This window comes from Fructilactobacillus carniphilus (assembly GCF_024029675.1).
Lineage (GTDB): Bacteria > Bacillota > Bacilli > Lactobacillales > Lactobacillaceae > Fructilactobacillus > Fructilactobacillus carniphilus.
Genome location: NZ_CP097121.1, coordinates 573,525 through 599,001, shown reverse-complemented (window position 1 = coordinate 599,001; position 25,477 = coordinate 573,525). Strand labels below are relative to the sequence as shown.

22 protein-coding genes and 1 tRNA gene are annotated in these 25,477 nt (G+C 42.8%); 19 read left to right on the top strand and 4 right to left on the bottom strand.

What is annotated here, in order from left to right:
* Positions 1–26: 26 nt before the first annotated feature.
* Complete coding sequence (locus tag M3M37_RS03080; protein ID WP_252795682.1) at positions 27–362, bottom strand: DUF1516 family protein; 336 nt, start codon at positions 360–362, stop codon at positions 27–29.
* Between the two features lie 90 nt (positions 363–452).
* Here M3M37_RS03080 and M3M37_RS03075 point away from each other — a divergent pair.
* The 6 genes from M3M37_RS03075 (at position 453) to M3M37_RS03050 (ending at position 8,912) form a co-directional block, all read left to right on the top strand.
* Positions 453–523: transfer RNA gene (locus tag M3M37_RS03075), tRNA-Gly, on the top strand.
* Between the two features lie 219 nt (positions 524–742).
* A complete protein-coding gene (gene argS / locus M3M37_RS03070; protein WP_252795681.1) occupies positions 743–2,434 on the top strand; it encodes an arginine--tRNA ligase in 1,692 nt (563 codons plus the stop codon).
* Positions 2,435–2,584: 150 nt separating this feature from the next.
* On the top strand, positions 2,585–4,696 hold the full coding sequence (locus tag M3M37_RS03065; protein WP_252795680.1) for a transglycosylase domain-containing protein: 2,112 nt from the start codon (positions 2,585–2,587) through the stop codon (positions 4,694–4,696).
* 49 nt (positions 4,697–4,745) lie between these two features.
* Positions 4,746–5,093, top strand: a complete 348-nt coding sequence (locus M3M37_RS03060) for a YlbF/YmcA family competence regulator (protein WP_252795679.1) — start codon at positions 4,746–4,748, stop codon at positions 5,091–5,093.
* 56 nt (positions 5,094–5,149) lie between these two features.
* Positions 5,150–6,388 carry a metallophosphoesterase family protein gene (locus M3M37_RS03055; RefSeq protein WP_252795678.1) on the top strand — a complete coding sequence of 413 codons (1,239 nt, stop codon included), beginning with the start codon at positions 5,150–5,152 and terminating at the stop codon, positions 6,386–6,388.
* The gene (locus tag M3M37_RS03050) at positions 6,378–8,912 is read left to right on the top strand and encodes an ATP-binding protein (RefSeq protein WP_252795677.1); all 2,535 of its coding nucleotides are present in this window, start codon (positions 6,378–6,380) and stop codon (positions 8,910–8,912) included. Before M3M37_RS03055 ends, M3M37_RS03050 begins: the two co-directional genes overlap by 11 nt.
* 46 nt (positions 8,913–8,958) lie before the next feature.
* Here the strand turns inward: M3M37_RS03050 and M3M37_RS03045 are convergent, their stop codons facing one another.
* Positions 8,959–9,843, bottom strand: coding sequence for a peptidylprolyl isomerase (locus tag M3M37_RS03045; protein ID WP_252795676.1), 885 nt, complete (start codon positions 9,841–9,843; stop codon positions 8,959–8,961).
* A 121-nt stretch (positions 9,844–9,964) separates the two neighbouring features.
* Complete coding sequence (locus M3M37_RS03040; RefSeq protein ID WP_252795675.1) at positions 9,965–10,405, bottom strand: HIT family protein; 441 nt, start codon at positions 10,403–10,405, stop codon at positions 9,965–9,967.
* A gap of 104 nt (positions 10,406–10,509) precedes the next feature.
* Here M3M37_RS03040 and M3M37_RS03035 point away from each other — a divergent pair, with 104 nt between their 5' ends.
* The 3 genes from M3M37_RS03035 to trmB are packed head-to-tail and all read left to right on the top strand — an operon-like array spanning position 10,510 to position 13,152.
* A complete protein-coding gene (locus tag M3M37_RS03035; RefSeq protein ID WP_252795674.1) occupies positions 10,510–11,277 on the top strand; it encodes an ABC transporter ATP-binding protein in 768 nt (255 codons plus the stop codon).
* Positions 11,270–12,505 carry an ABC transporter permease gene (locus M3M37_RS03030; protein ID WP_252795673.1) on the top strand — a complete coding sequence of 412 codons (1,236 nt, stop codon included), beginning with the start codon at positions 11,270–11,272 and terminating at the stop codon, positions 12,503–12,505. Before M3M37_RS03035 ends, M3M37_RS03030 begins: the two co-directional genes overlap by 8 nt.
* Positions 12,502–13,152: a tRNA (guanosine(46)-N7)-methyltransferase TrmB gene (trmB, locus tag M3M37_RS03025; protein WP_252795672.1), complete on the top strand. Its 651-nt coding sequence runs from the start codon at positions 12,502–12,504 to the stop codon at positions 13,150–13,152. Before M3M37_RS03030 ends, trmB begins: the two co-directional genes overlap by 4 nt.
* Here trmB and M3M37_RS03020 read toward each other — a convergent pair.
* Positions 13,149–13,469 carry a hypothetical protein gene (locus M3M37_RS03020; RefSeq protein WP_252767301.1) on the bottom strand — a complete coding sequence of 107 codons (321 nt, stop codon included), beginning with the start codon at positions 13,467–13,469 and terminating at the stop codon, positions 13,149–13,151. The two genes, trmB and M3M37_RS03020, sit on opposite strands and share 4 nt — an antisense overlap.
* A gap of 97 nt (positions 13,470–13,566) precedes the next feature.
* Between M3M37_RS03020 and M3M37_RS03015 the strand changes: the two genes are divergently transcribed.
* The 10 genes from M3M37_RS03015 (at position 13,567) to dnaI (ending at position 25,267) form a co-directional block, all read left to right on the top strand.
* Positions 13,567–13,893, top strand: coding sequence for a thioredoxin family protein (locus M3M37_RS03015; RefSeq protein WP_252795671.1), 327 nt, complete (start codon positions 13,567–13,569; stop codon positions 13,891–13,893).
* Positions 13,894–13,909: 16 nt separating this feature from the next.
* Entirely contained in the window at positions 13,910–14,539 is a 630-nt protein-coding gene (gene ytpR, locus M3M37_RS03010; RefSeq protein WP_252795670.1) for a YtpR family tRNA-binding protein, read from the top strand.
* A gap of 50 nt (positions 14,540–14,589) precedes the next feature.
* The gene (locus tag M3M37_RS03005) at positions 14,590–16,941 is read left to right on the top strand and encodes a DNA translocase FtsK (protein WP_420842975.1); all 2,352 of its coding nucleotides are present in this window, start codon (positions 14,590–14,592) and stop codon (positions 16,939–16,941) included.
* A 33-nt stretch (positions 16,942–16,974) separates the two neighbouring features.
* Complete coding sequence (murC, locus tag M3M37_RS03000) at positions 16,975–18,324, top strand: UDP-N-acetylmuramate--L-alanine ligase (protein WP_252795669.1); 1,350 nt, start codon at positions 16,975–16,977, stop codon at positions 18,322–18,324.
* Positions 18,325–18,406: 82 nt separating this feature from the next.
* Positions 18,407–21,094 carry a DNA polymerase I gene (gene polA / locus M3M37_RS02995; RefSeq protein WP_252795668.1) on the top strand — a complete coding sequence of 896 codons (2,688 nt, stop codon included), beginning with the start codon at positions 18,407–18,409 and terminating at the stop codon, positions 21,092–21,094.
* Between the two features lie 19 nt (positions 21,095–21,113).
* Positions 21,114–21,956: a DNA-formamidopyrimidine glycosylase gene (gene mutM, locus M3M37_RS02990; protein ID WP_252795667.1), complete on the top strand. Its 843-nt coding sequence runs from the start codon at positions 21,114–21,116 to the stop codon at positions 21,954–21,956.
* Positions 21,949–22,521, top strand: coding sequence for a dephospho-CoA kinase (coaE, locus tag M3M37_RS02985; RefSeq protein ID WP_252795666.1), 573 nt, complete (start codon positions 21,949–21,951; stop codon positions 22,519–22,521). Before mutM ends, coaE begins: the two co-directional genes overlap by 8 nt.
* A gap of 4 nt (positions 22,522–22,525) precedes the next feature.
* Positions 22,526–23,023 (top strand): transcriptional regulator NrdR, encoded by a 498-nt coding sequence (nrdR, locus tag M3M37_RS02980; RefSeq protein WP_252795665.1) that lies wholly within the window; start codon positions 22,526–22,528, stop codon positions 23,021–23,023.
* Complete coding sequence (locus M3M37_RS02975; protein ID WP_252795664.1) at positions 23,010–24,341, top strand: DnaD domain protein; 1,332 nt, start codon at positions 23,010–23,012, stop codon at positions 24,339–24,341. The genes nrdR and M3M37_RS02975 overlap by 14 nt, the downstream gene beginning before the upstream one ends.
* A gap of 2 nt (positions 24,342–24,343) precedes the next feature.
* The gene (gene dnaI, locus M3M37_RS02970) at positions 24,344–25,267 is read left to right on the top strand and encodes a primosomal protein DnaI (RefSeq protein ID WP_252795663.1); all 924 of its coding nucleotides are present in this window, start codon (positions 24,344–24,346) and stop codon (positions 25,265–25,267) included.
* Positions 25,268–25,477: the final 210 nt, after the last annotated feature.

The window sequence follows — 25,477 nt, the reverse complement described above, 5'->3', positions numbered from 1 at the left end:
CTGCAATCGATTCGATTGCAGTTTTTTTAGAGTAAACCCAGGGCTAATCCCATTGCGACAATGATACTGATGATAGTCGCAATGGCAATGGCTCTGGTAAGCAAGCCTAGGAATTTACGTTGAAAGGTGATGTCGATCAGCGAGGCGGCGACCACACTGGCGACAAAATTGGCGCCAGCTAACCACGGTTGTTGGTTAAAGTGGTGTAACACTAAAACCACCTCAAGAATTAAAATAATAATGTATAAACCACGACTAATGATAAGCGCCTTGACCACTTGTTTATCCTGATGGAGAAAAATTCCCCAGCAAGTTGAAGCCAGCAAGAGTAGCCAGGCGCACAGAATTACGGGAACTAACATTGCATTAACCTCCAAATTATCTTAATTCTATCACACTCAAAGATTGAGAATGACATGGAACTAAAGACGTGTTATAATCTTATTTGTATCGCGGGTGTAGTTTAGTGGTAAAATTCAAGCTTCCCAAGCTTGCGTCGCGGGTTCGATTCCCGTCACCCGCTTTATAATTCCACTGATAAAAGAGTAGTAACTTTAAAACTTATTGAGCGATCCTAGGACGGTGTAAGCTAGGTTAGGTTGAGATGATGAAGGCGTGCTTTTTAGGGATTAAATGAATAATTGAGTGGGTTATAACCAAATAGAGTGGTACCGCGGGCTTCTCGTCTCTTACATTATCGATTTAATGTAGGAGTTTTTTTATTTTAAGGAGTGAAAAGAAAATGGATTACAAACAACTAGTAGCTGATGTTGTGGCTGATGCGGTTGACAATCAAGTTAGTTCCAGTGATATTTATGCAAAAATTGAAACGCCGAAAACGGCGCAAAATGGCGATTTAGCCTTTCCTGCTTTTATGTTGGCGAAGGTCATGCACCAAAATCCAAAGATAATTGCAGAACAAATTGCCAGTGAGATTAATACGGATGCTTTTTCCCAAATTAAGGCAGTCGGCCCCTACGTAAACTTTTTCTTAAATCAGGGCCAGGTTAGTGCACAGGTGCTAGAAACCGTTTTAACGGAGAAAGATCATTACGGAGATAACCACGATGGTGATAACGGCGTGGTTACGATTGACATGTCATCTCCAAATATTGCTAAACCCATGTCCATGGGTCACTTGCGATCTACGGTGATTGGAAATTCGATTGCTAAGATTTTAACTAAAAATGGTTACCGTCCCATTAAAGATAACCACTTAGGTGATTGGGGAACCCAATTTGGAAAGTTAATTACGGCGTACCTGAAGTGGGGGAATGAAGAAGACGTTAAACGTGATCCCATCCACTACTTGGTGAAATACTACGTTGAATTTCACCAGCGTGATGAGCAAGATCCTGCTTTAGATGAAGAAGCGCGAGAATGGTTCAAAAAGTTAGAAGATGGGGATCCAGAAGCCGTTAAGTTGTGGAAATGGTTCCGCGACGTTTCCTTAAAGGCCTTCAATCAAACTTACAAAAAGCTGGGCGTTGATTTTGACACCTACAACGGAGAATCGTTCTACAACGATAAGCTGCAAGACGTGGTTGATACCCTGAAAAAGGATGGCTTACTTGAAAAATCACAAGGTGCTTCAGTGGTTGATCTTAGTGACCAAGACTTAAATCCAGCCTTAATTTTGAAAACGGATGGGGCCTCTTTGTACGTTACCCGGGACATTGCAACAGCCATTTATCGTGATGAAACCTATCATCCAGTGATGAACCTGTACGTTGTGGGTTCAGAACAAACCTACTACTTTAAACAGTTGAAGGCCGTTTTGCAGAAGATGGGCTTGCAATCTGCAGCTGGATTACATCACGTTCCGTTTGGATTGATTACGGTGAACGGAAAAAAATTGTCCACGCGTCACGGAAACATCGTGTTACTGAACGAAGTTTTGGATGAATCAGTTAAAATGGCTGCCCAGCAAATTAAGGAAAAGAATCCCACGTTACCTAATCAACAGCAGGTTGCTGAAGAAGTGGGCGTGGGCGCTGTAATTTTTGGGGACCTGAAGAATTCTCGGATTGATAGTATCGACTTTAACCTCCAGGACCAACTGAAGTTTGAAGGAGAAACTGGTCCTTACGTTCAATACGCTCACGCTCGAGCTGAAAGTGTCTTGGCTAAGGCTGGCAAACGGGATTATCAAGCTGGTAATCATCAATTAACCGATGATGAAGCTTGGGAAATCGTGAAATTATTACAATCATTTCCAGCCGTGGTTAAAAAGGCCAACGCTGAATTTGAACCATCTGTGATTGCTAAATATTCCTTACGGTTAGCCAAGGCGTTCAATAAGTATTATGCGCACACAAAAATTTTAACGGATGATGAGCAACTCGATGCTCGTTTGGCACTCGTAAAGAGTGTTTCTATCATTCTAAAAGAAGCATTACGGTTATTAGGAGTTCAGGCTCCTGATGAAATGTAATTGGGGCACACTTAAAGCAGGGATCACCAAGGTGGTCCTTGCTTTTTTGCTTAAGAATTCGTAAATTGAAGGCAGACTTCATCTGAGAGACATGTTTTTTGAACTGAGATAGGTTACAATTGTTGGTAAGCTCAAAGAGGAGAATGATTAATGATGCAAGCGAAGCAAACCCCTTGGTGGAAACGATTCTTACGAGCCAGTTGGAATCAATTGAAACGATTGAATCACCGGTTCTTACTGACCCGTTGGTTAATCATCATCGTTTTGTTAATTACGTTAGTTTCAGTAACGTACCTAACGGTGGTGGCCAAAACCGCTCACGTTCGTGATCTAGAATCCAATCTTTCTCGGTCTACGGTTATTTATGACCAAAATGGAACCCAGGCCGGTAAACTATATGCCCAAAAGGGAACCTACGTAAAGGCAGATAAAATTTCCCCAGACATTGCGAATGCCATTATTTCCACGGAAGACCGTAATTTTTATCATGAGCATGGTTTTTCGGTCAAAGGATATGGACGCGCATTGTTATTAGCGATTACCAATAAATTAACCGGTAAGAACCAGATTAGTGGGGGTGGAAGTACGATTTCGCAGCAACTAGCGAAAAATACGTTCCTTTCCCAACAGCAAACCCTGTCACGAAAATTCAAAGAACTGTTTATTTCCATTGAAATTGAAAACATCTATTCGAAGCAGCAAATTCTAACGATGTACATGAATAATGCTTACTTTGGTAACGGAGTCTACGGGGTGCAGGATGCTTCTCGGAAATACTTTGGGATGGATGCTGACGAGTTACCGGTGCAGGATGCTGCTGTACTGGCGGGAATGTTACAAAATCCTAGTAATAATCCGATTGATCACCCGGAAGCGGCTAAAGAACGGCGAAACGTCGTTTTACAGTTGATGGCCGATAACAAAAAGATTCCGCAAAGTAAGGTGAAGTACTATCAATCGCTCCCGTTAGGAACGAAGGATACCTTTACGGTGGGGAATAACTACAAATACCCGTACTATTTTGATGCAGTAATTAATGAAGCCATTAATAAATATGGATTGTCCGAAAAGGCCATTATGAACAATGGCTACAAAATTTACACTAATTTGAACCAACAACAACAGCAAAGTTTTCAAGCAGACTTTAAAAATCCAAATCTTTTTCCCCAAGATGCTGCGGATGGAACGAAGGTGCAAGCCGCCTCAGTTGCCTTGGATCCAAAGAGCGGGGGAGTACAAGCCGTTGTCGGTGGTCGAAATAAGGATGTTTTCCGAGGCTTTAACCGGGCGACAGACATTAAACGGCAACCTGGATCAACGATGAAACCCCTTGCCGTCTACGCTCCCGCACTAGAAAACGGCTTTAAGTATGATTCGGAATTAGTTAATAAAAAGTTATCCTACGGAAAAAATCACTATACGCCGAAAAATATCAATGACGTTTACACCGGCAAGGTCCCCATGTATCAAGCCCTCGCACAAAGTCTAAATGCGCCCGCTGTGTGGACATTGGATCAAATTGGGGTAAACAAGGGTTATGAAGCCGTGCAGAAGTTTAATTTGCCGGTTACCAAAAAGGATGATAACCTGGCCTTAGCATTAGGGGGACTTTCAACGGGAGTTTCACCACAGCAGTTAGCAGGTGCCTATACGGCCTTTGCCAATCAAGGGAAACTAACGAAGCCGTTTTACATTACGAAAATTGTTGATTCAACCGGAAAAACGATTGTTCAAAATGATGGAGCCACTCCGAGTCAAGTAATGTCTAAAGACACTGCTCGCCAGATGACCAGCATGATGCTGGGGGTCTTTGACTACGGGACGGGAACCACGGCGAAACCAGCTGGTTATCAAGTAGCTGGGAAAACTGGGAGTACCGAAGCCGATAGCAGTACTGATGCGGATGCGACACGAGATAAGTGGATCGTGGGGTATACGCCTGACGTGGTGGTTGCTACTTGGGAAGGTTTTGATAGCACAAATGCCAATCATCATTTAGAAAATCTGAGTGGAACGGGGGTCAATTCACTGTTTAAACACCAGATGGAACAAATCTTGCCAGATACCGCCCAGACGCAATTTAAAGTTCAGGACTCTGCTACGATGGTGGCTGCCAAACGCAGTCGAACGAATAGAAGCACGGCTACTAATGGCAGTGCGTGGACGCAAAAGGCTGAGGAATTGAACCAAAAATTGCTTGATAAGGGAAGTGACTTGACCGATAAAGCGATTGAGAAGGCGCGGAGTTTGTTAGGTTTTTAGTAGCCAGTATGTTAGAATTAAATTAGTATAAATAAAAAGGAGAACAATAATGTCAGATAACAAGATTATGGAACAAGCGCAAAAAATGCAAGAAACAGTGGTTAAATCAGAAGAATTTACTAACTTGAAGAACGCTTTTGAAGCTTTAAAGAACGAAAAAGAATCATACAAAGTTTTCACTGACTTTCAAAAAAACCAAAGTGATTTACGGCAAAAACAAATGGCCGGTCAAGAAATTACTCCAGACGATATGAAGTATGCTCGCGAATTGGCCGACAAAATGAACGATCTTCCAGCCATTAAAGTGTTAATGGAACGGGAAAAGGCCATGGGTAAGTTAATTGATGATGCTAACATGGTAATTACTGAACCATTGCGTCAACTTTACGAAGGCTAATTCAAAAGAAGTGCTGGAAACGGTGCTTCTTTTTTTGTGGCAAAAAGGAGAAAGTAATGAAGTTTATTCATACGGCCGATTTACATTTGGACACGCCGTTTACTGGAATTAAGGATGATGAAGCAGCGCCCACGGCTCTATGGGAGACGCTACATGCTGCTCCCTATGTTTCTTTTGAACGGATTGTAACGGATGCCATTCAAGCATCCGTTGACTTTGTATTAATCGTAGGAGATGTGTTTGATAGTAAAAATCCGAGTGCGGCGGCGCATAATTTTTTGTTGGAACAACTACAACGATTAAATGAGCATCAGATTCCGGTTTTTCTGTCGTTTGGAAATCATGACTTCCAAACGAATGGGAAAGCACAGTTACACTTTCCGGAAAACGTGCAGGTTTTTGGTCCCCAAGTGGAAACAAAACTACTAACTTTAAAAGACGGGACCACCGTTGCCATTAGCGGGTTTAGTTATGACCAGCAGGCGGTTGCTACTGACATGGTTCGTGCTTACCCAACCGGCAGTCAGGCTGATTTTACAATTGGAATGTTGCACGGAGCGGTTAAGTCTGGTACTGATTCACGGTACGCGCCCTTTACCGTACCGGAATTAGAGGAAAAGGGCTATGACTACTGGGCCCTAGGGCACATTCATAAGCGGCAACAATTAGACGCAAATTCACCGATTAACTATCCGGGTGACATTCAGGGACGGCACAAAAATGAGCCAGGTGAAAAGGGATACCTGCTGGTGTCGACTGATTCGACTGATCACAGACTTACTACCGAATTTGTGGCGACTTCTCCCGTGGTTTATGCACCTTTAGAAATCACCATTACGCAGGCCATGAGTGTAACCGAGGTAGTTGACCAACTGGTTGCAACCATTCAAGCGGCAGATTTTTCTAAATTACACCTGCTAAACGTAGTTTTGAACGCCACCACAGCTGGGATTAATACCACCGTGGCGGTTAATTCCCAAAATGGAATCTTACTAGGACAACTGCAGCAAGCACTACGCTCGCAGTATGACCAACTAAACGCGTGGGTTTACGAACTAACTGTTAATGAAACTGAATCATTGCAGTTTGCTGATTTGGATGAGGCTTTCTGGCGGGATACTCAGGCAGAGGTCTTTACCGAGAGTCATGTCAATGAGTTGGCCAAGAAACTCTTTCAACAGGACTTTATTTATCAAGCTTTAGGAAACCCAACCGCATTGACCGAATTACGGCGCCAGAGTGAAACATTCCTGCAGGGAAAAACGAATCAGGAGGAGTTTACGGATGAAGATTGACACAATTGATGTTTACAACTATGGTAAGTTGAACCATCTGCACCTCCAGTTTGCGGATTTACAAATCATTTATGGTAAAAATGAAGCAGGGAAAACGACTCTGATTAATTTCATTTTAGACATTTTGTTTGGCTTCAAAAACCGGCAGGCCAACCATCCATATGCTCCAAAGGATAAAAGTCAAATGGGTGGTAAGTTGACGGTCTCTACCGATTCAGAACGATTAGTGATTGAACGCGTGGAAGGAAAAAAGGGCGGTGATTTGTCCTTATTCGATGCTCAGGGTAATCCGGTTGCAAACGAACGCCTACAACAGTTGTTAGGCCCAATTAACCGTGATGTATATAACAAATTATTTTATTTTGATGCCAGTGCCGTTGAAACAATCCAAAAATTAACCACCACTGAATTAGAGGAACGAATTCGTCGGATTGGGGTAGTGGGTATTAATCAATGGTTGGGATTAGAAAAAGAGATCAAGTCCGAAACAGACGACCTATATAAACTACGCGGAAAAAAGCCTGCGCTCAACCAAAAATTGAAGGAATACGATGAACTAAGTCAGGAAATTCAACGGGCGCAAACGCAGTATCCGGAATACCTAAAATTAACGCAGCAAATTGCCCAGGGACAAACCGAAGTAGATAAATTAGAGCAGCAGGAAGCAACCACTCAAAAGGAGTTGCAACAGACCTATAAGGATCAGCAAGATTGGTCCGAATATCAGGAATTGCAACAATTAGAGCAGCAGGATTTAACTCCACATCCTGGTTATACGCAGGCTGATTTAGACCAACTACAACGCCTGCAAACGGAAATTAATTTTTTAAAGCAAAGCGTGGCTAAGACGCACGAGCTGGTGCAGAAGGCACAGCAACGCACGGTTCCGACGCAGTACCAATTTTACTTACAACACCAACATCAAATTGATAATTTGAGTGAACAACTAGCACAAGCCCAAGATCAGTGGCAACAACAACGAAATCTACAGGGCCAACTAGATTCAGAAACTAGTCGTTTACATGATGACGAGTTAGAAACTGGGGGAGCAGCGGCCGCGCCGTTTACTGCCGCTGATTATCAACGGGTGGAGCAACTGCTCCAGCAGCAAACTATGCTCCAAAACGCTGAACAGGTGCCTACCAGACAATCAACCTCAACTCCGTCACATTTACCAATCATTCTAATGATTTTAGGAGCCGGGTTGCTCTGTTTAGGAGTTGTCTTGGGTAAAAGTCTGTTAATTGTTCTCGGATTGGTCGGGCTTTTATTGTTGGGTTATGGAGGATATCTGCAATGGCAAGCAGGATCGCAATCCAGTGCTGCTCATCAAGATGAGAAAAATGCAGTGCAACTTCAACAGATTGCAGACCAATTACAGCAGTTCGGTGAACAGTATCATATTTCTGACGTGAACCAATCGTTATGGTTAACTACTTTACAAACGAGCATCAAGAAACGGGAACAACAAAAAGCACGTGTCGTTCAGTTACAACAGCAAGTTAATCAAGTAACGCAAGAATTAAACCACTACCTCCAGCAGTGGCAATTTGGTGAGCCATTCCTGCATCTGCAAGAACAACCGGTTGCCCAACAGTTAAGTACCATTCAAAAGTGGTTGGCTGGACTTAAGGATGAACGCCAACGACAAGAACAGTTAGACCAGCGACTGCGTGAAAATGAACAGCAATTAACCCATCTAGAACAGGAATTGCACCAACGAGAAGATCAATTGCACAGTGAGTTGGCCAAGCAGCAGGTTGCTAATTTGAACGAGTTTAACGTGCGCTTAGAGCAAGAACAGCAGCATCAACAGTTAAGCCAGCAAAAGCAACGACTGCAACAAAAGTTTACGCCTACGTTAGTTGGTCGGTTGCAGCAATTCAAGACCAAGGCAGAAGTAGAAGGGCAAGTCCAAAGTCTAGAAGCCAAATTACAGCAAATTCAAACGCAGCTTAGGCAAGTGGTGCAAACAACTACCGTCCAAAAGACGCAATTACAGCAAATCAGTCAGGACGGGACGCTGGCTAAATTACGGCAGCAGCAGGCCAATCTGGAAGCTGAAATTATTGATCTATCGAAACAGTGGCTTGTGCTACAACTTTCCTTTGACTGGATTGAAAAGGTGTTAAACGAAGCTAGCCACGGTCGGTTCCCGAGGGTGCAACAGTTAGCACAACACTACTTTGCGATCTTAACTGATCAACATTATCAACAGATTCGCTACCAGCAAAAATTAGAGGTGGTTACCAAAACTGGGCAACGATTTAAGGTGGCCGAATTATCACGGGGGACAATGCAACAGCTTTACCTTGCTCTAGTTTTTGCCTTAACGGTTTCGTTTAGCGATGAGTTTCCGTTTCCAATCATAATTGATGACGGATTTGCTGATTTCGATGAGGTACGAACGCAACGGGCGTTAGAACTACTAGAAACGCTCTCGCAAACGACTCAAATTATTTATTTCACTGCCAACCAAAGCCCAATTAAGGAAGCCGCGGTCAAGCATCTAATTGAACTTTGATTAACTAAAAAAACTCAGACAAATGTCTGAGTTTTTTTTAATCTAGTTATTTTTTGGAAGTATCAATGTAACCAGATAAGATATTCTTCATGCTGGAGTCTTCGATTTGAACGTGACCGTCCTTCAGGACTTCCGAAACAACCTTGTGAACCGTCTTTTGGTCACTCAAGCGTTCGTTAGCTAATTGTTCCTTAACTTCGCTCTTGTGTTCCTTTAAGGTTCCCTTCTTAGGGTGTTTAACCATCTGAATCACAGCGTAACCGTTCTGGGTTTTAATTGGTTCCTTGGAGTAATCACCGTTGTTAAGTTTGTAAGCTGCTTTTTTAACGGAGTTATCAATACCAGAAGTGGAATTATCAAAGCTAACTTCTTGACCACCGTTTTTCTTGGTAGTGTCGTCAGCACCATACTGCTTAGCGACATCTTTCCAACTAGTTCCGTTGTCTAAGTCAGAAATAGCTTTTTGAGCAGTGTCTTTATCGCTTACAGCTAATTCCTTGACGGTAACCTTAGGCTGGTACTTTTTAAATTGTTTTTCTAGTTGCTTGTTTGAGAAGTCCGTCTTATCCATAACGGCTTCTTTTAATAGGAGGTTGTTTCGAATGGATTCTTTCAGTTGACTTTCTGTCATTCCTTGTTGTTGTAAGATGGAGTCAAACTGCGTTCCATATTGTTTCTTGTATTGGTCAAATTGCTTGTCAACTTCAGATTGTTTAACCTTACTACCGTATTCATGTTCCAAACATTTGTTCAGAATCATTTGTTGTAATTGAGCCTTCCCTTGTTGGGTTGACTTCATTTTATCGTAAAATTGTTCTTGTGTAATCTTACCGCCATCAGTTGTGGCAACGGTTTTACCCTGACCACAGGCAGCCAGTGACAGACTAAGTAATAGTCCAGCGGCTCCGACGGCCCATTTTTTCTTATTCATAATAATATATCCACATCCATTTCTTTAAAAATTACAGAATTATCGAAAACAACTCTTTTAACAATATAACATACTTGTAATTATCTGACGTTTTTCTCGGCAAACTTAAAAATAATTTAATTTAATCCGGCAGGTGTTTTTGAATGGATGTTTGCAATGCTTCGTATTTAGCTTGATTGTATTCCTTAGTGTGATCTCCAAAGTGAATGGAGAAATCGTCTTCAGTGGTGTAACGCGGAATTAAATGAAAATGTGCGTGGAAAACTGATTGATAGGCGATTTTTCCGTTATCATTCACAATGTTCATTCCGGTAATTTTAGGGTTAGACGCTTTAATTGCTCGGGCAATTTTGGGAATTCGCGCAAAAACTTGCCCCGCTTGGTCTGCATCAAAGGCAAAAATGTCTTGAATGTGACGTTTCGGAATTACTAGGGTATGACCAGGAGTCGCTTGTGAAATATCTAAAAAGGCAAGTACTTGATCATCCTCGTAAACAGGGAAACTGGGAATTTCTCCTTGAATGATTTTGCAAAAAACACATTGGTCATCAAATTGTGGCATTTTAATCACTCCTTTACTTCTTCATTATACACTAGATCAACCGCAAGTTTTGAACTCCTTATGGTATAATCATTCATAAAACGACGAATGAAAGAGTGAATTTAATGACTTTAGAAGTTAATCAACTAACGGGAGGCTATTCTAGCATTCCGGTTTTAAAGGCGGAAACCTTTGACGTTCAGGACGGAGAATTAGTTTCGTTAATCGGCCTAAATGGAGCGGGTAAATCAACTACCATTAACCACATTATTGGGCTAATGACTCCATTTTCGGGAACAATTACGCTAAATGGACTCCAAATTCAAGATGATGTGCAACGTTATAAACAACAAATTGCTTATGTGCCTGAGATGCCGGTCCTTTATCCAGAATTAACCTTACGGGAACACATTGATACAACGATTATGGCCTATAATTTAGATCAAGCAGTAGCGTGGGAACGGGCTGATCGGTTATTGAAACTCTTTCGCCTGGAAAATAAGTTAGAATGGTTTCCGGCTAATTTTTCGAAGGGAATGCGCCAGAAGGTGATGATTGTCTGTGCTTTCATCACTAACGCCCAATTATTAGTAATTGATGAACCATTTTTGGGATTAGATCCACTAGCAGTTGATGACCTCTTGAACCTGATTGATCAAAAAAAGGCGGAAGGAGTTAGCGTCTTGATGTCGACCCACGTTCTGGATACGGCTGAAAAACACTGTGACCGGTTTGTCCTCATTAATGATGGTCAGGTAAATTATGAAGGGACGATGCCCCAAATTAAGGAACGCTATCATGAATTAGGCGATTCATTAACTGATATTTATTTGGCATTAGCGCGCCAGCAGGACCAGCTAAAATCGAATGTAAAGGGTGATAAGGATGCATAATTTGTTTCAGCACCGGTTAGTTGACCACTGGATGCAATTAACGAAGTACCTGCGCTACGTTTTTAATGACTTCTTTGTCATTGCCCTAATGTTTTTTGTGGGGGCACTAGGCTTAGCCTATTCTAATTTTTTGCGGGGCCTGACTCCTCATCAATGGTGGCAACCCATCATTATCATCGCGGTTCTTGAACTCGGGCTACAATTGGGACGCTTGGCAACCTTAATCATGGCGCCTGATCGAGTTTTTTTGGCTCCTCAGGAAGGGCAATTACAAGGTTACTTTCGCCAATCTTTTATTTATAGTTTATTGATGGCCGGCCTCATGCAAGCGGGCGTGTGGTTTGCTTTACTTCCGTTTGTAAGTGTTAGTTTGGATTGGAATCTAATTCAGCTAGCTATGGGCTTTTGCCTCAGTCTGCTTTTAAAGTGGGACTGGTTGAGCTATCAATTCTGGACGTTGCGAAATCATCAGCGCTTAACCTGGTGGCGCCAACCGTTATTTCAGTGGTTCCTTCCGCTCTTGATTTTTAGCATGGGAATCACGGTTAACTTATGGGTCGCATTTGGATTAGCAACTGGATTACTGATAATTAGTGGTTGGTTAATTCAGAAACAGGTTCCGCCGTTGAACTGGCAGGGGATTGTAGCCGCCGAACAGCTTCGGATTCTCCGGATTTATCGTTTTTTTGCGCTCTTTACGGATGTACCAACGGTAGGACCACAACCTAAGCGCCGAGCATATTTGGACCGATTTTTCCGCAGAATTCCCCAAAATCAACACCATTTATACACTAATTTGTACGTTCGCACCTTTTTCCGGGACGGAGAAACCAGTTCGATGTATGTCCGCTTATTAGTGGTCGCAGCGGTCATTCTCTTTTTCTTAGATAATTCGGTTGTGGCTGTGATTGTGGCGCTCACTTTGCTTTATTTAACGGGAATCCAACTGCGCCCGTTCTTTACCTTTTTTGCTAATAACGTGTTTACTCGTCTCTACCCGGTTCAGACCTCGGATCAGGTACGTAATTTTCGGCAATTTTGGCAATGGCTCTTGGTAATCGAACTAGTACTGGAAGTGGTGGTCTTGTTACTTGGAAAAGCACCGATCAGTGCCGCTTTCATCAGTATGGTAAGTGGTTCAGTCATTATTTGGTGGTTAATGACACGCTTCGTTCGTAAAAGTCAGGAACAGGAAGGAAACAATTACAGGAAGGAAACAATTAAATGAGAATTCGCAAAAAAAAGTGGGCCTTGCCCTACATGCAGGACCATCCAGATTTTGCTGTGTTAGAACCTGAACGTTACGTGGGTCAGTGGGCTAGTCGCTTTGCTAATCCCCAAGCACCCATTCACATGGAAATTGGTTCAGGAAAAGGTCAATTTATCATTGGCATGGCCCAAAAACATCCAGATGTTAACTACATTGGTATCGATTTAGAAGATTCAGTGTTAGCGATGGCTGTTAAAAAAGCTGTTAACTCAGGATTAAAAAACGTCCAGTTGATTTTAACCAATGGTGGGGACGTAGCGGACCTATTTGAAAAGGGTGAAGTACAACAATTGTATTTAAATTTTTCTGACCCTTGGCCGAAAAAACGTCACACTAAGCGGAGACTGACTTCGCCTAACTTTTTAGCCAGTTACCAACGAATTTTACCTGCTAACGCACCGTTGGAATTTAAAACCGATAATCGCGGTCTGTTTGAGTACTCCTTGGTTAGTTTGAATAATTTTGGATTACAGTTTGAACGGGTTAACCTAGATTTACACCACGGGAATGCCGAAGAATTAAACGAAAACGTGGAAACGGAATACGAGGAAAAGTTCAAAGAAAAAGGCCCCATCTATAAGATTAGGGCCCGATTTCCGGATTAATTAATTTGATCTGAGAGAGGTTTAATGCGGTATAGTTCCTGTTCATCTGGATTGTAGAGAAATGAGTATGATTCCTTTAAACCAGTTTCTTGATTGATAAAACTAACCCCACACTCATATTCCAAGCCGGCGTGATTATCAAAATCAATCCAGTAACCACTAAAATCTTGGTCGCCAAATTCAGCAGCAATTGCTTCGGTTAATCCGTCTTGAATGGCGATTTGTTGAGCTCGTCTGCGTTTCTTAGTGAAAACGTAGGCAGCGGTCCCAACTAATGAGAGCAAGGTGGTGGGAACTAGATATTTATGCTTAGCCATTTTTAAAATCCTTTCTTTTGCTTTTATCCTTTTAATTATATAACATTTTAATTGTTCACGGGTTATAATCATCAAAAATTAAATAGGAGTATTTATTATGGAAGAATTACCAATCATGAATCAAACGCAACTTGAAGCTCACCTCCAGGATGGTAAGTACATCCTCTTTTTTACCGCTGGTTGGTGTCCAGACTGTAATTTTATTAAACCGTTCATGCCTCTCATTGAAAAGAACTTTCCTGAATACACCTTTATTAAGGTTGATCGGGATGATAACATCGATTTATGTAAAGAATTAGACGTGTTTGGAATTCCTAGCTTCATCGCTTACGATCATGGCACTGAAATTGGCCGGCTCGTTAACAAAGCTAGAAAAACCCAAGCTGAAGTTGAAACGTTCATTAAAAGTTTACCAGCAAAATAAACAGGAGTAAAAGAACATGATTGCAAGTTATAACCCCGCACAAATTGGTGACGTTCTGGTAGTTGTTTTGGGACCTGATAATGGTCCCCAACAGGTTGACCAACGTGATCAAATCGTTGAAATTAAAGATCAAAATGGAAATGTAATTGGCTATAATTTTTTTGCAGCTCAAGCACTTTTGCCAGAATTAGCTGACCAAAATGGGCAGGTTGATTTGACACCAGAAGAGGTACAACAGCTTAACCAACAATTGCAAGCAGCTGGTTTTGAAGCAAATTTACCAGAAACGGAAACTTCGAAATTTATCGTGGGTTACGTCAAAGAAATGAAAGAACACCCCAAATCATCACACTTGCACATCACTACAACTGAAGTTGAAGCCGGACGGACGTTACAAATTGTGAGTGGTTCTCCGAACATGCAGGAGGGAATTAAGGTGGTCGTGGCTGAAGTTGGAGCTATGATGCCAGATGGTTTAATGATTTGGCCCAGCACCTTAAAAGACGTTGAAAGTGATGGCATGATTTGTTCGGGACGAGAATTACGGATTCCAAATGCACCAGATAAACCCGGAGCATTGATTCTCCCGGATGGATACGAGGTTGGGCAACCATTTGATTTTAAACAAGCGCAAACCCTTTTTTAGCGAATAGTCTCTATTCGCTTTTTTGTACTAAAAAAGGAGAATGAAAGGGAATGACAATGAATCATTACGATGGTCCCGCTTTTTTTCGGAAGTTTTATGTAGAACGGAAAAGTCTTGGGATTAAAGCTCCTATTTTTGATCCCAATAATTCTGAACGTTCCGATTGGTCTGCACCAGTAATCAGACAGCAGGAACGGGCAATCACAACCAAATCTGCTGGAACTTCTAAAATTGATCAATCTAAAAAAAAGAAGCAGACGGTGTCTCAACTGCAAACCGAGCGCCAGCAGCAGTCGCATCCAGCTAACCTAGTGGAAAAGACACGCGCCTTTCAGCCCCAGTTTGTGCCTGATAAGGCTGCTTTTTACAGTTCTCAACGAACTGAGTTTAATCGGAATTACCAACGGGCGATTACGGCGCTAGAATCAAATCCTGAAGATTTGATTTTATTGGCAACTGCTCAGGGAGAAGATTCGATTGCTGAGCCAGAGATTGCCATTTCGACAGTTACCGAGCCAGCTCAATCAACCTCCACCACGTTGATGGTTACTGAACAACCAAACAACGAAGCTGCAACATCCTCATCAGTTGATTCACAAAATGAAAACAAAAATGAAAACACTGTGGATAACTATCAATCAAGAGCTGTTAAACTTGATCATAGCAAGGGATTAGGTCATTCATTAGCAGATATTTTGCAGGCCGAACGGGGACAGGCCGACCACTTAAGTTTATTTGAAAGGGACAATGTTCCTCAGATGAAACCAGCATCACAAGCAACGACAGCTGCGGGAAAAGATTCTGGAATTTCAACTGAAGTTACATCTAAAACAGCGGCTGCTCATTCCGAACCAGAACCGCTAGGTAAGCTAGACCAGCAACCGGAAACTAGTGCCAGTGCTTCAGAATCATTAGAACAATCAGATTCGTTATCCACTAGCACGATGATGACCACTGACGATCAAACTGTTTCTGATGAACAAATGGGATACCACTTTCCGCAATTAGAGCTATTAAAGCCATCAGTCCAGGTCGATGAAGCCGACTTAGATAACTGGATTGCTGATCAAGCCGAAAAACTCGATGATACTTTGCAGGCCTTTAACGTTGATGGTCATGTGGTTGATTGGACAAATGGTCCGACGGTTACTCAATTTCAAGTCAAGCTGGCACTGGGAGTTAAAGTTAGTAAGGTTACCAACCTGAATGATGATTTGAAACTAGCCTTAGCAGCAAAAGACATTCGGATTGAAGCACCCATTCCAGGACGCTCCACGGTAGGAATTGAAATTCCGAACCCGAAGCCACATCCGGTCATGTTACGGGAAATTTTAGCGGATCAGCATTTTCAAACGGACACGGTCAAAACCGAAATTGCTATGGGGATGAACATCGAAGGACAACCGGTGATGGCTGATTTGAAAAAGATGCCGCACGCCTTGATTGCCGGGGCCACTGGTTCAGGGAAAAGTGTCTTTATTAATAGTTTGTTGTTATCGTTGCTGTACCATGCCACCCCCCGCGATTTGCGGATGATTTTAATTGATCCGAAAGCCGTCGAATTGGCTCCCTACAATGAAATTCCGCACTTGCTGGCTCCAGTAATTTCGCAACCGCAAGAGGCTGCAGCCGCTTTAAAATGGGTTACAGAGGAAATGGATCGCCGTTACGAACGACTAACGGCCGCTGGGGTTAGAAACATTGAGCAGTATAATCGGCAAGCACAAAAGACAGACCATGCTGCCGATCGGTTACCATATATCTTGGTTGTAATCGACGAATTGGCCGATTTGATGATGACATCTGCCAACGAGGTTCAGGATTACATTGTCCGAATTACTCAAAAAGCCCGGGCCGCCGGAATTCATTTGGTGGTGGCCACGCAGCGTCCTAGTGTAGACATTGTGACGGGAACCATTAAAAATAACATTCCGACCCGAGTGGCTTTTATGGTTTCTAGTCAAGTTGATTCCCGCACAATTATTGATCAAGCTGGCGCTGAACGCTTGTTAGGGAAGGGTGATATGTTGTATCTTGGTAATGGTGCAAATAAACCAGAACGACTACAAGGGGCGTTTGTAACCAGTGAGGAAGTTGAAAAGGTGACCGATTTCGTTCGAACGCAGGGACCAGCTCACTATGAGTTTCAACCAGCTGGCCTCTTAAAGAGTGCTAATCAAGCCGCCACCCATGATGAACTATGGAATTCGGTTTTAGAGTACATTGCTGGAGAAGAGAATGTGTCAACCTCGAAATTGCAACGAGTCTTTTCGATTGGGTATAACCGTGCCGCTAGTATCATTGACGACCTAGAACAGCATAATTTTATTTCTGGGCAACAGGGATCCAAGCCGCGAGAAATTTATCTAACTAAAGAGCAGTATGCACAACTTAACCTCTAACTAACAACATAGAAGGGAACCAGTTTAAAAATTATGACAGAAGCAGAACCAAAGTTAACCAAGGAGTTAACTTATTACTTTGTGGGGATTAAGGGAACCGGAATGAGTGCAATGGCCCTCGTAGTGAAGGACATGGGTTTTCAGGTTGAAGGATCAGACATTGACAAATATACTTTTACCCAAAAGGGGTTAGAAGATGCCGGCATTCCGATTCACTCCTTTAATCCAGATAACATTAAACCGGGCATGGCATTGGTCGTCGGGAATGCGTTTAAGGATGATCAACCAGAGGTCTTACGAGCCAAAGAATTAGGCCTACCGATTTACCGCTACCCTGAATTTTTAGGTCAATTAATTAAGGGGTATACCAGCATCGCAGTTTGTGGTGCGCACGGAAAAACCAGCACGACGGGATTGTTAGCCCACGTGTTGAGTGGAATTGCTCCAACTGATTATTTAATCGGAGATGGATCAGGGAATGCGGTTCCCGATGCTCGTTTTTTTGTTTATGAAGCAGACGAATACCGACGCCATTTTATGCCAACTTACCCTGACTATGCCATTATGACTAACATTGATTTTGATCATCCAGATTACTATACCGGAATTGATGATGTGTTTGATGCCTTTCAAACTTTTGCTAGTCACGTTAAAAAGGGCATTTTTGCGTGGGGGGATGATCCCTATTTACGTAAGTTGAAAGTAGATGTTCCTGTTTACTACTATGGAACGGGAGAAAATGATGATTTTCGTGCCCTTGATGTAAAACGGACGACTACCGGTTCAACCTTTAACGTTGTCTTTCGAGGTCGGGACTTAGGTCGCTTTGAAATTCCCCTATTTGGGGAGCATAACGTGTTAAACGCACTCGCTGTAATCGCAGTTTCTTACTTTGAAGAGGTTGATTTAGCGGAAATTCGCCGCGAATTGATGACTTTCAAGGGGGTTAAACGGCGGTTTGCCCAGGTGAAGGTGAACGACATGACCATTATTGATGACTACGCCCACCATCCTTCAGAGATTCGGGCTACTTTAGACGCTGCTCGACAAGAATATCCCAATAAAAAGATTGTGGTGGTTTTTCAACCACACACCTTTAGTCGGACCATTGCGTACCTGGATGACTTTGCTGACACGTTGGGAAAAGCGGATCAAGTGTACGTCACCAAGATTTATGGCTCCCCTCGCGAAAAATCTGGTGATGTCTCTAGCCAGGACTTAGTTGATAAGATTCCTGGTAGTGCTCTGATTACTGAAGACAATATGTCACCACTTTTGGACTTTCATGATGACGTCGTAATCTTTATGGGAGCGGGAGACATCCAGAAGTACGAACGTACTTACGAAGATTTACTGAGTCATTTGAGTAAAAAGGTTAATTAGCAAAAAAGCATGGCGGGTAGTCATGCTTTTTTTCGCATAATTAATCAGGTAAAATGAAGTTAAAATAACGGAGGAAGTTTAGATGGGTGTCAAAAAGATATTATTAATTGACGGCAATTCCTTATTTTATAAGGCTTTTTTTGCTCTCTATCAATCGTTAGACCGCTTTACTAATCAAGAGGGACTCCATACGAATGCATTGTATGGATTTAACCGGATGTTAAATGACATGTTAGCTCGAGTGCAACCTGATGCAGTCTTAGCGGCGTTTGATGCTGGTCAAACTACCTTTCGGACTAAAATGTATGACGAGTACAAGGGTGGCCGGGATAAAATGCCGGAAGAATTGCGAGAACAGTTTCCGTATGTGATGGATTTATTGAAGGCTCGCGGCATTAAGACCTACGAACTCGATAACTTTGAAGCTGATGATATCATCGGGACCACTGCCAAACAGGCGGAAGCAGCTGGATATGAGGTAACGGTTGTGACCGGCGATCGGGATTTAACCCAACTTTGTTCGAAACAAACCACTGTAAAAGTTTCAAAAAAGGGAGTTAGTGACATCGAAGCTTACACTCCTGAGTACGTGGAAGCAACGATGGGAATTAAGCCTGCTCAAATTGTGGATGTGAAAGGGTTGCAAGGAGATACCTCTGATAATTATCCGGGAGTAGAAAAGGTTGGACCCAAAACGGCGCTTAAATTAGTGAAGCAGTTTGGGACGATTGAGAACCTGTATCAACACCTAGACGAGGTTTCTGGAAAAAAATTAAAGGAACACCTGGTACAGGACCAAAAACAAGCCTTTTTATCTAAGGAACTAGCAACCATTAAGCGCGATGCGCCCCTCACGGTGGGCTTATCCGACATGAAATATTTGGGTGATCAAGAACCAGCACTGCAAGATTTTTACCAAAAAATGAACTTTCGCAGTTTCTTAACGGAAGCTGGAACAGAAAAAACAGTAACTACAGAACTGCCGAAGGTAGAATACACGATTTTGACCGCTGAAAATGCAGTGGAATTAGATCAGTTTACTACCGAAATTGCGGTTAACGTGGAAATGTTGACGGCTAATTATCACGTGGCGGATCAAGTCGGATTGGTACTAGGGACTCCAGAGAACTGGTACGTAACAAATGACATTGACTTAGTGGAAAATGAGCACGTTAAACGATTGTTAGAGAGTACTACCGTCAAAAAGAACGTTTTTGATAATAAAGCGCAACGTGTCGCTTTGCAGCGGGATGGAGTTCGATTACAAAACGTTGACTTTGATATGTTGCTGGTCTCGTATTTGTTAAATACCTTGAATAACGCTGATGATGTGGGCGAGGTGGCCCTGCAACACGATTATCAAGGAGTTTTGCCAGATCAAGATGTCTATGGGAAAGGTAAAAGTCTCAAGTTACCGGAGTTACCCGCATTTTATGCCCATTTGGTGCGCAAAGCGTTAGCGATTAGTTCATTAAAGGACCAAATGTTGACGGGACTAACGGAACACCAACAGTCCAATTTATACCGGGAAATGGAACTGCCGTTATCGGAAGTACTAGCACAGATGGAAATTACCGGAATTAAGGTTGATCCAGAGCGTCTAGATGAGTTAAAGAGTAAGTTTCAAGAACGAGTTTCGGAATTACAGCAGGGTATTTATCAGGACGCCGGTCAGGAATTTAACATTGGGTCTCCGAAGCAGCTGGGAGAAATTCTGTTTGAAAAACTCAAGCTCCCGGTAATTAAAAAGACCAAGACCGGTTATTCAACCTCGGTCGACGTGTTAGAAAAATTAGCTCCCGAACATCCCATCATCGAAAAGATTTTAGCCTACCGGCAGTTAACCAAGTTAATTTCCACCTATATTGATGGGATTAAGAGCGATATCCTTAGTGATCAAAAGGTGCACACTCGTTACCTGCAAACATTAACCCAGACGGGACGGTTGTCTTCGGTTGATCCCAACTTACAAAACATTCCGGTGCGGACGGAAGAAGGACGTAAAATTCGTGAAGCCTTTGTTCCATCTCATCCGGACTGGGTCTTATTCTCTTCCGATTACTCCCAAATCGAGTTGCGGGTGTTGGCCGCCATTTCCGGTGACCAGAACATGAAAGCAGCCTTTGCTAGTGACGAAGATATCCATGCGGTCACTGCCCGTCGCATTTTTGAACTAGGCGAAACGGAGACCGTAGACGCAAACCTAAGACGGCAAGCCAAAGCGGTTAACTTTGGGATTGTGTATGGAATTAGTTCGTACGGATTGGCTCATAACACCGGAATTTCTAATCCGGAAGCCAAGCGTTTTATCGATAAGTACTTTCATGAATATCCGGGAGTAAAGGAGTACATGGATAACAGCGTGGCGTTTGCTAAACAGCATGGATATGTCGAAACAATTTCGAAACGGCGCCGTTACATCCCGGAAATTACATCCCGGAGTTTTCACCAACGCCAGTTTGCAGAACGAATCGCGATGAATTCTCCCATTCAAGGAAGCGCGGCCGATATCATTAAAGCGGCCATGATTCGCATGAATCACGTGTTGGCAACGGAAGGATTACAGGCACGGATGTTGCTGCAAATTCATGATGAGTTAATTTTGGAAGCACCCCAAACAGAAGTTGCAACGTTAGCTAAAATTGTGCCGGAGGTCATGGATTCGATTATGAAAACGGATCCGTTGCTCCAAAAAGCGGCCGTTAATTTTGACGTTCCGTTAAAAGTGGAGAGTCATTCCGGTGACAATTGGTATAATATAAAAAAATAAAACGAATGTAGGTGGAAAAATGCCTGAATTACCAGAAGTAGAAACCGTCCGTTCCGGACTAACTAAATTAGTGCAAGGCGCAACAATTGAATCCGTTGAAGTCTTGTACCCGAAAATGATTAATATCCCTGCTGCTGATTTTGAAAAGGAGCTTGCGGGTAAACAAATTATTCGGATTGACCGCCGGGGAAAGTATTTATTATTTCGACTCAGTGATGATTTAACCCTGGTTTCGCACTTGCGGATGGAAGGAAAATACGAAGTTGAGCCAGAGGGATCGCCACGACCTAAACATACCAATATCGTTTTTCATCTCAACGATGGCCGCGAGTTGTGGTACAAGGATACTCGGATGTTTGGAAAAATGGCGCTCGTAAAGGATGACGAGGTCATGAATTTATCAGGATTAAATAAAATTGGTCCCGAACCAACGGATGCTGACTTAAGTTTTACGTATCTTAAAGAACGACTGCATAAATCCCATCGAAAAATCAAGGCCTTCTTACTGGATCAATCCCAAGTCGCAGGTCTCGGTAACATTTATTGTGACGAGGTGCTGTGGATGTCTAAAATTCATCCAGAGCAAATGACTAACTATGTTAGTGATGCAGAGATTGAAACGCTTCGGCAAAACATTATTAAAGAAATTGCTGCTGCCATTAAAGGGCATGGAACCACGGTGCACTCGTATTCGAACGCCTTTGGTGAAGCCGGCGAATTTCAAAATCAACTACAGGCTTATGGTCGGAAAGGTGAACCGTGCCGACGATGTGGAACACCCATGGAAAAAATTAAAGTGGCTCAACGGGGAACGACCTTCTGTCCCCAGTGCCAAGTGGTTCATGGTGATTTAAGTGACTAGAATAATTGGATTGACGGGCGGCATTGCCACCGGTAAATCAACGGCAGCTGCTTATTTGCGGGAACAAGGGTTTCCGGTTTTGGATTTAGATCAACTGACGCATGAGTTAGAGGACTACGATCATGATGTGATTCAACAAATTACGGCCATTTTTGGCTCAGCAGTACAAACGGACGGACAGATTGATCGCCAAAAATTGGGTCGCGTTGTTTTTAATAATCCGCACCAGTTAAAACAACTAGTTCGGATTATTAATCCGGCCCTATTAAAGGTCATCACGGAAACAACGGCTTCTGACTGGTTGATTCTGGATGCCCCGACCTTGTTTGAAAACGGGTTTACCAGTTACGTAGATTTAATTTTAATGGTGACCTGTGACCCCCTGGTCCAGATGCAGCGGCTAATTGCGCGGGATCAGGTTTCGATTAGTTGGGCTAGTCGATTAATCGGGGCCCAGTGGTCACAACAAACTAAGGCTGCTTTAGCCGATCAGGTCGTTGACAGTACCTACGGCAAACAGCAACTTTGTCGAGAACTCCAGCGTTTTATTGAGAATCTGAGGTGAAATAATGAAGTGTCCAAGGTGTCACCAAGCTTCGTCTAAAGTGATTGATAGTCGTCCCCTAGATGGGGGAACAGAAATTAGGCGGCGGCGAGAATGTGAGCACTGTGGTTATCGGTTTACCACGTTTGAAACAATTGAAGCTACTCCGTTACTGGTTATTAAGAAGAACGGTGACCGGGAAGAATTTAGTACTGATAAATTACTCCGAGGGATTATTCGTTCGTGTGAAAAACGGCCGGTGTCGATGGCGCAAATGAATGAGATCGTTAATCAGACCAAACAGAACATCGAAAATCAAGATACCGGCAGTCATGAAGTTTCTAGTAAAGCAATTGGGGAATCCGTTATGAACGGTCTTAAAGATGTGGATGAGATTGCGTACATTCGGTTTGCCAGTGTGTACCGTCAATTTAAAGACATGAATGAATTTTATGCTAAAATGCAAGAATTAATGGGAAATGAGACAGCTTCATCATCAGAAAGTGATCATGATGACAAATAATCAGCATTCAATTGATCCGCAAAGTAAGTTTCAGGTTCTACGAGCACATGAATTGACCACAGAACAGCGAATGAGCCTGGATCGTTTGTATTTACCAATGATTGGTAACGATGCATATGCGTTGGTTAACTTACTGTGGCACCAACCGCAACAATTTCAGGGTCATTTTAGTTTGATGAGTACGTTACAAATTGATGCAGAAGCACTATACCAGGCTCGGCTAAAGCTAGAGGGAGCAGGGTTATTGCAGGTGTATACAGACCAAACCCAGTTTCATTACCGGTTGGTGGATCCACTGACGCCGGTGGTCTTTTTCGAAAATGACACGTTAAGTCAATTTTTGTTGGAAATGGTAGGCGAAAATCAATTTGTAGAACTAACGCAGCAATTGTTACCGACTCCGGTTGATGTAAGCAATTTTGATGATCAGACCCACAGCTTTTGGCAGGTTTTTGCGACGCAACCAACAACTGGTGCTCCGTTAGTCAAAGCAGCTCAGCAGCGGTCCCAGATTTCTGAATCAACCACGGTAAAATCAGATTTGCCCACCGTTGATCTCCAGTTAATGCTTAGTATCTTACAGAGTTCGTTTGTTAATTTAGCGGATGTAAAAAAGAATCAGCCTTTGTTTGCGGTAACTAAACAGCTTTATGGAGTAGAGGAAACGGAGATGGCTCGGGTAGTTGAACAAGCTACTAATCTCACTACCAATCGCTTTGACAAGCAGAAGTTTCAGTTACTAATGGCGAGAAAATATCAGTCGACGCCAGCCACTCAGCCAGAACCGCAGACAACGACTAATCATGCTGATAACGCTAACGTTAGTTTTACTAGTCAAGAACGCGAGCTACTCCAAGTAGCTGAAACTACCGCGCCGGTTCCTTTTTTAAGTGCTATCAAACAAGAAAAAGGTGGGTATGCGACAGCTGCCGAAGAGCGATCGTTACGCCAATTGTTGGAACAAAACGTTTTACCCAGTGCGGTAGTCAACATGCTCATTTACTTATTGCTGGTCGATCGGGAAAATCCGACACTGAATAAAAATTTGTTAGATACGATTGCCAATGACTGGGCTCAGCGTCACATTCAAACCGCAGCTCAGGCGCTGACAGAAATTAAGCAACGTGAACAACGAATAACGAAGCAGCGCACCAAGCGAACGAAGCAAAAACAACAAACGGTAAAAGAAACCTTGCCAGAATGGGCTTATCAAGCTGATCATCAACGGTCGACGAAGCAGGCTTCGGCCTCTAATCGAAAATTAATTAAAGAAAAACTAGCAAAATTACGGAATAATCAATCAGAGGGGAGTGAATAGAAATGAAAAACGTGGGGAAGGGGTTGAAAACTTCCATGCAAAACCACCATTTGACCGAACAGTACCAAAAACTGTTGCAATCCGTGTATGCTGACCCGGATGTGCAGGAATTTGTCCGGGAGCACCAAGCTGAATTGGCTCCCCAAGCGGTGCAAAAATCGGCGTCGAAGCTCTATGAATTTGTGAATGAGAAAAAGAAAATGGCAGCGGGACAGACTACTTTTGCCCCCGGATATGCGCCGCAACTAGTGGTAAACGATCATTTAATCGAGGTTGCCTACCAACCGACCAAAGACTTTTTACGACGGCAACGCAACCAACGGATGAAGAATAACTTTGTAACTGTGGGAATGACCCCTGAAATCAAACGGGTTAACTTTGAAGATTATGAGCCGACTCCCGATCAAGAAGAGGTCATTATTGATTTAATTAACTTCATTGAAAATTATGAACAGGATTCGCAGAAACACCAAAAGGCGTTGTATTTATACGGACCATTTGGGGTGGGAAAAACCTTTGTGATGGCTGCGATGGCGCACCGGCTCTCTGATCATGGCGTCAAAACCATGTTGGTGCACTTCCCATCGTTTGCAGTGGAACTAAAAAACGCGATTGGTGACAATACGTTTAAATCGAAGGTTGATCAAGTTAAAAAAATGCCGGTTTTGATTATTGATGATATCGGAGCAGATTCGATGTCTGCTTGGATTCGGGATGATGTGTTGGGTGTGATCTTGGAATACCGGATGCAAAATCAACTACCCACGTTTTTCACTTCTAACTTCTCTATGGATGAGTTAGCCAAGGAACATTTGGCAGTTACCGCCCGCAATGAAGCAGAGCCACTCAAGGCGCAACGATTAATGGAACGAATTAAATTCTTAGCTCGTCCGGTTTATTTGAATGGCAATAATTTAAGAAATTAAGTTCTTGCGCTTGACACTGGTTCATTTGGTGATTAGACTACTAGATAAGGATATGGGTTAGGCCTAAATTCACAGAGAGAGTAGTTCAATTCTGGAAGCTACTTGTTGGCAGGTTTAACTTACCACCTTACTTAAAACAATGTGAATAAATGTGGTTAACAGAGATATCCGATTTTCGGATAATTTGGGTGGAACCGCGTCGAGACGACG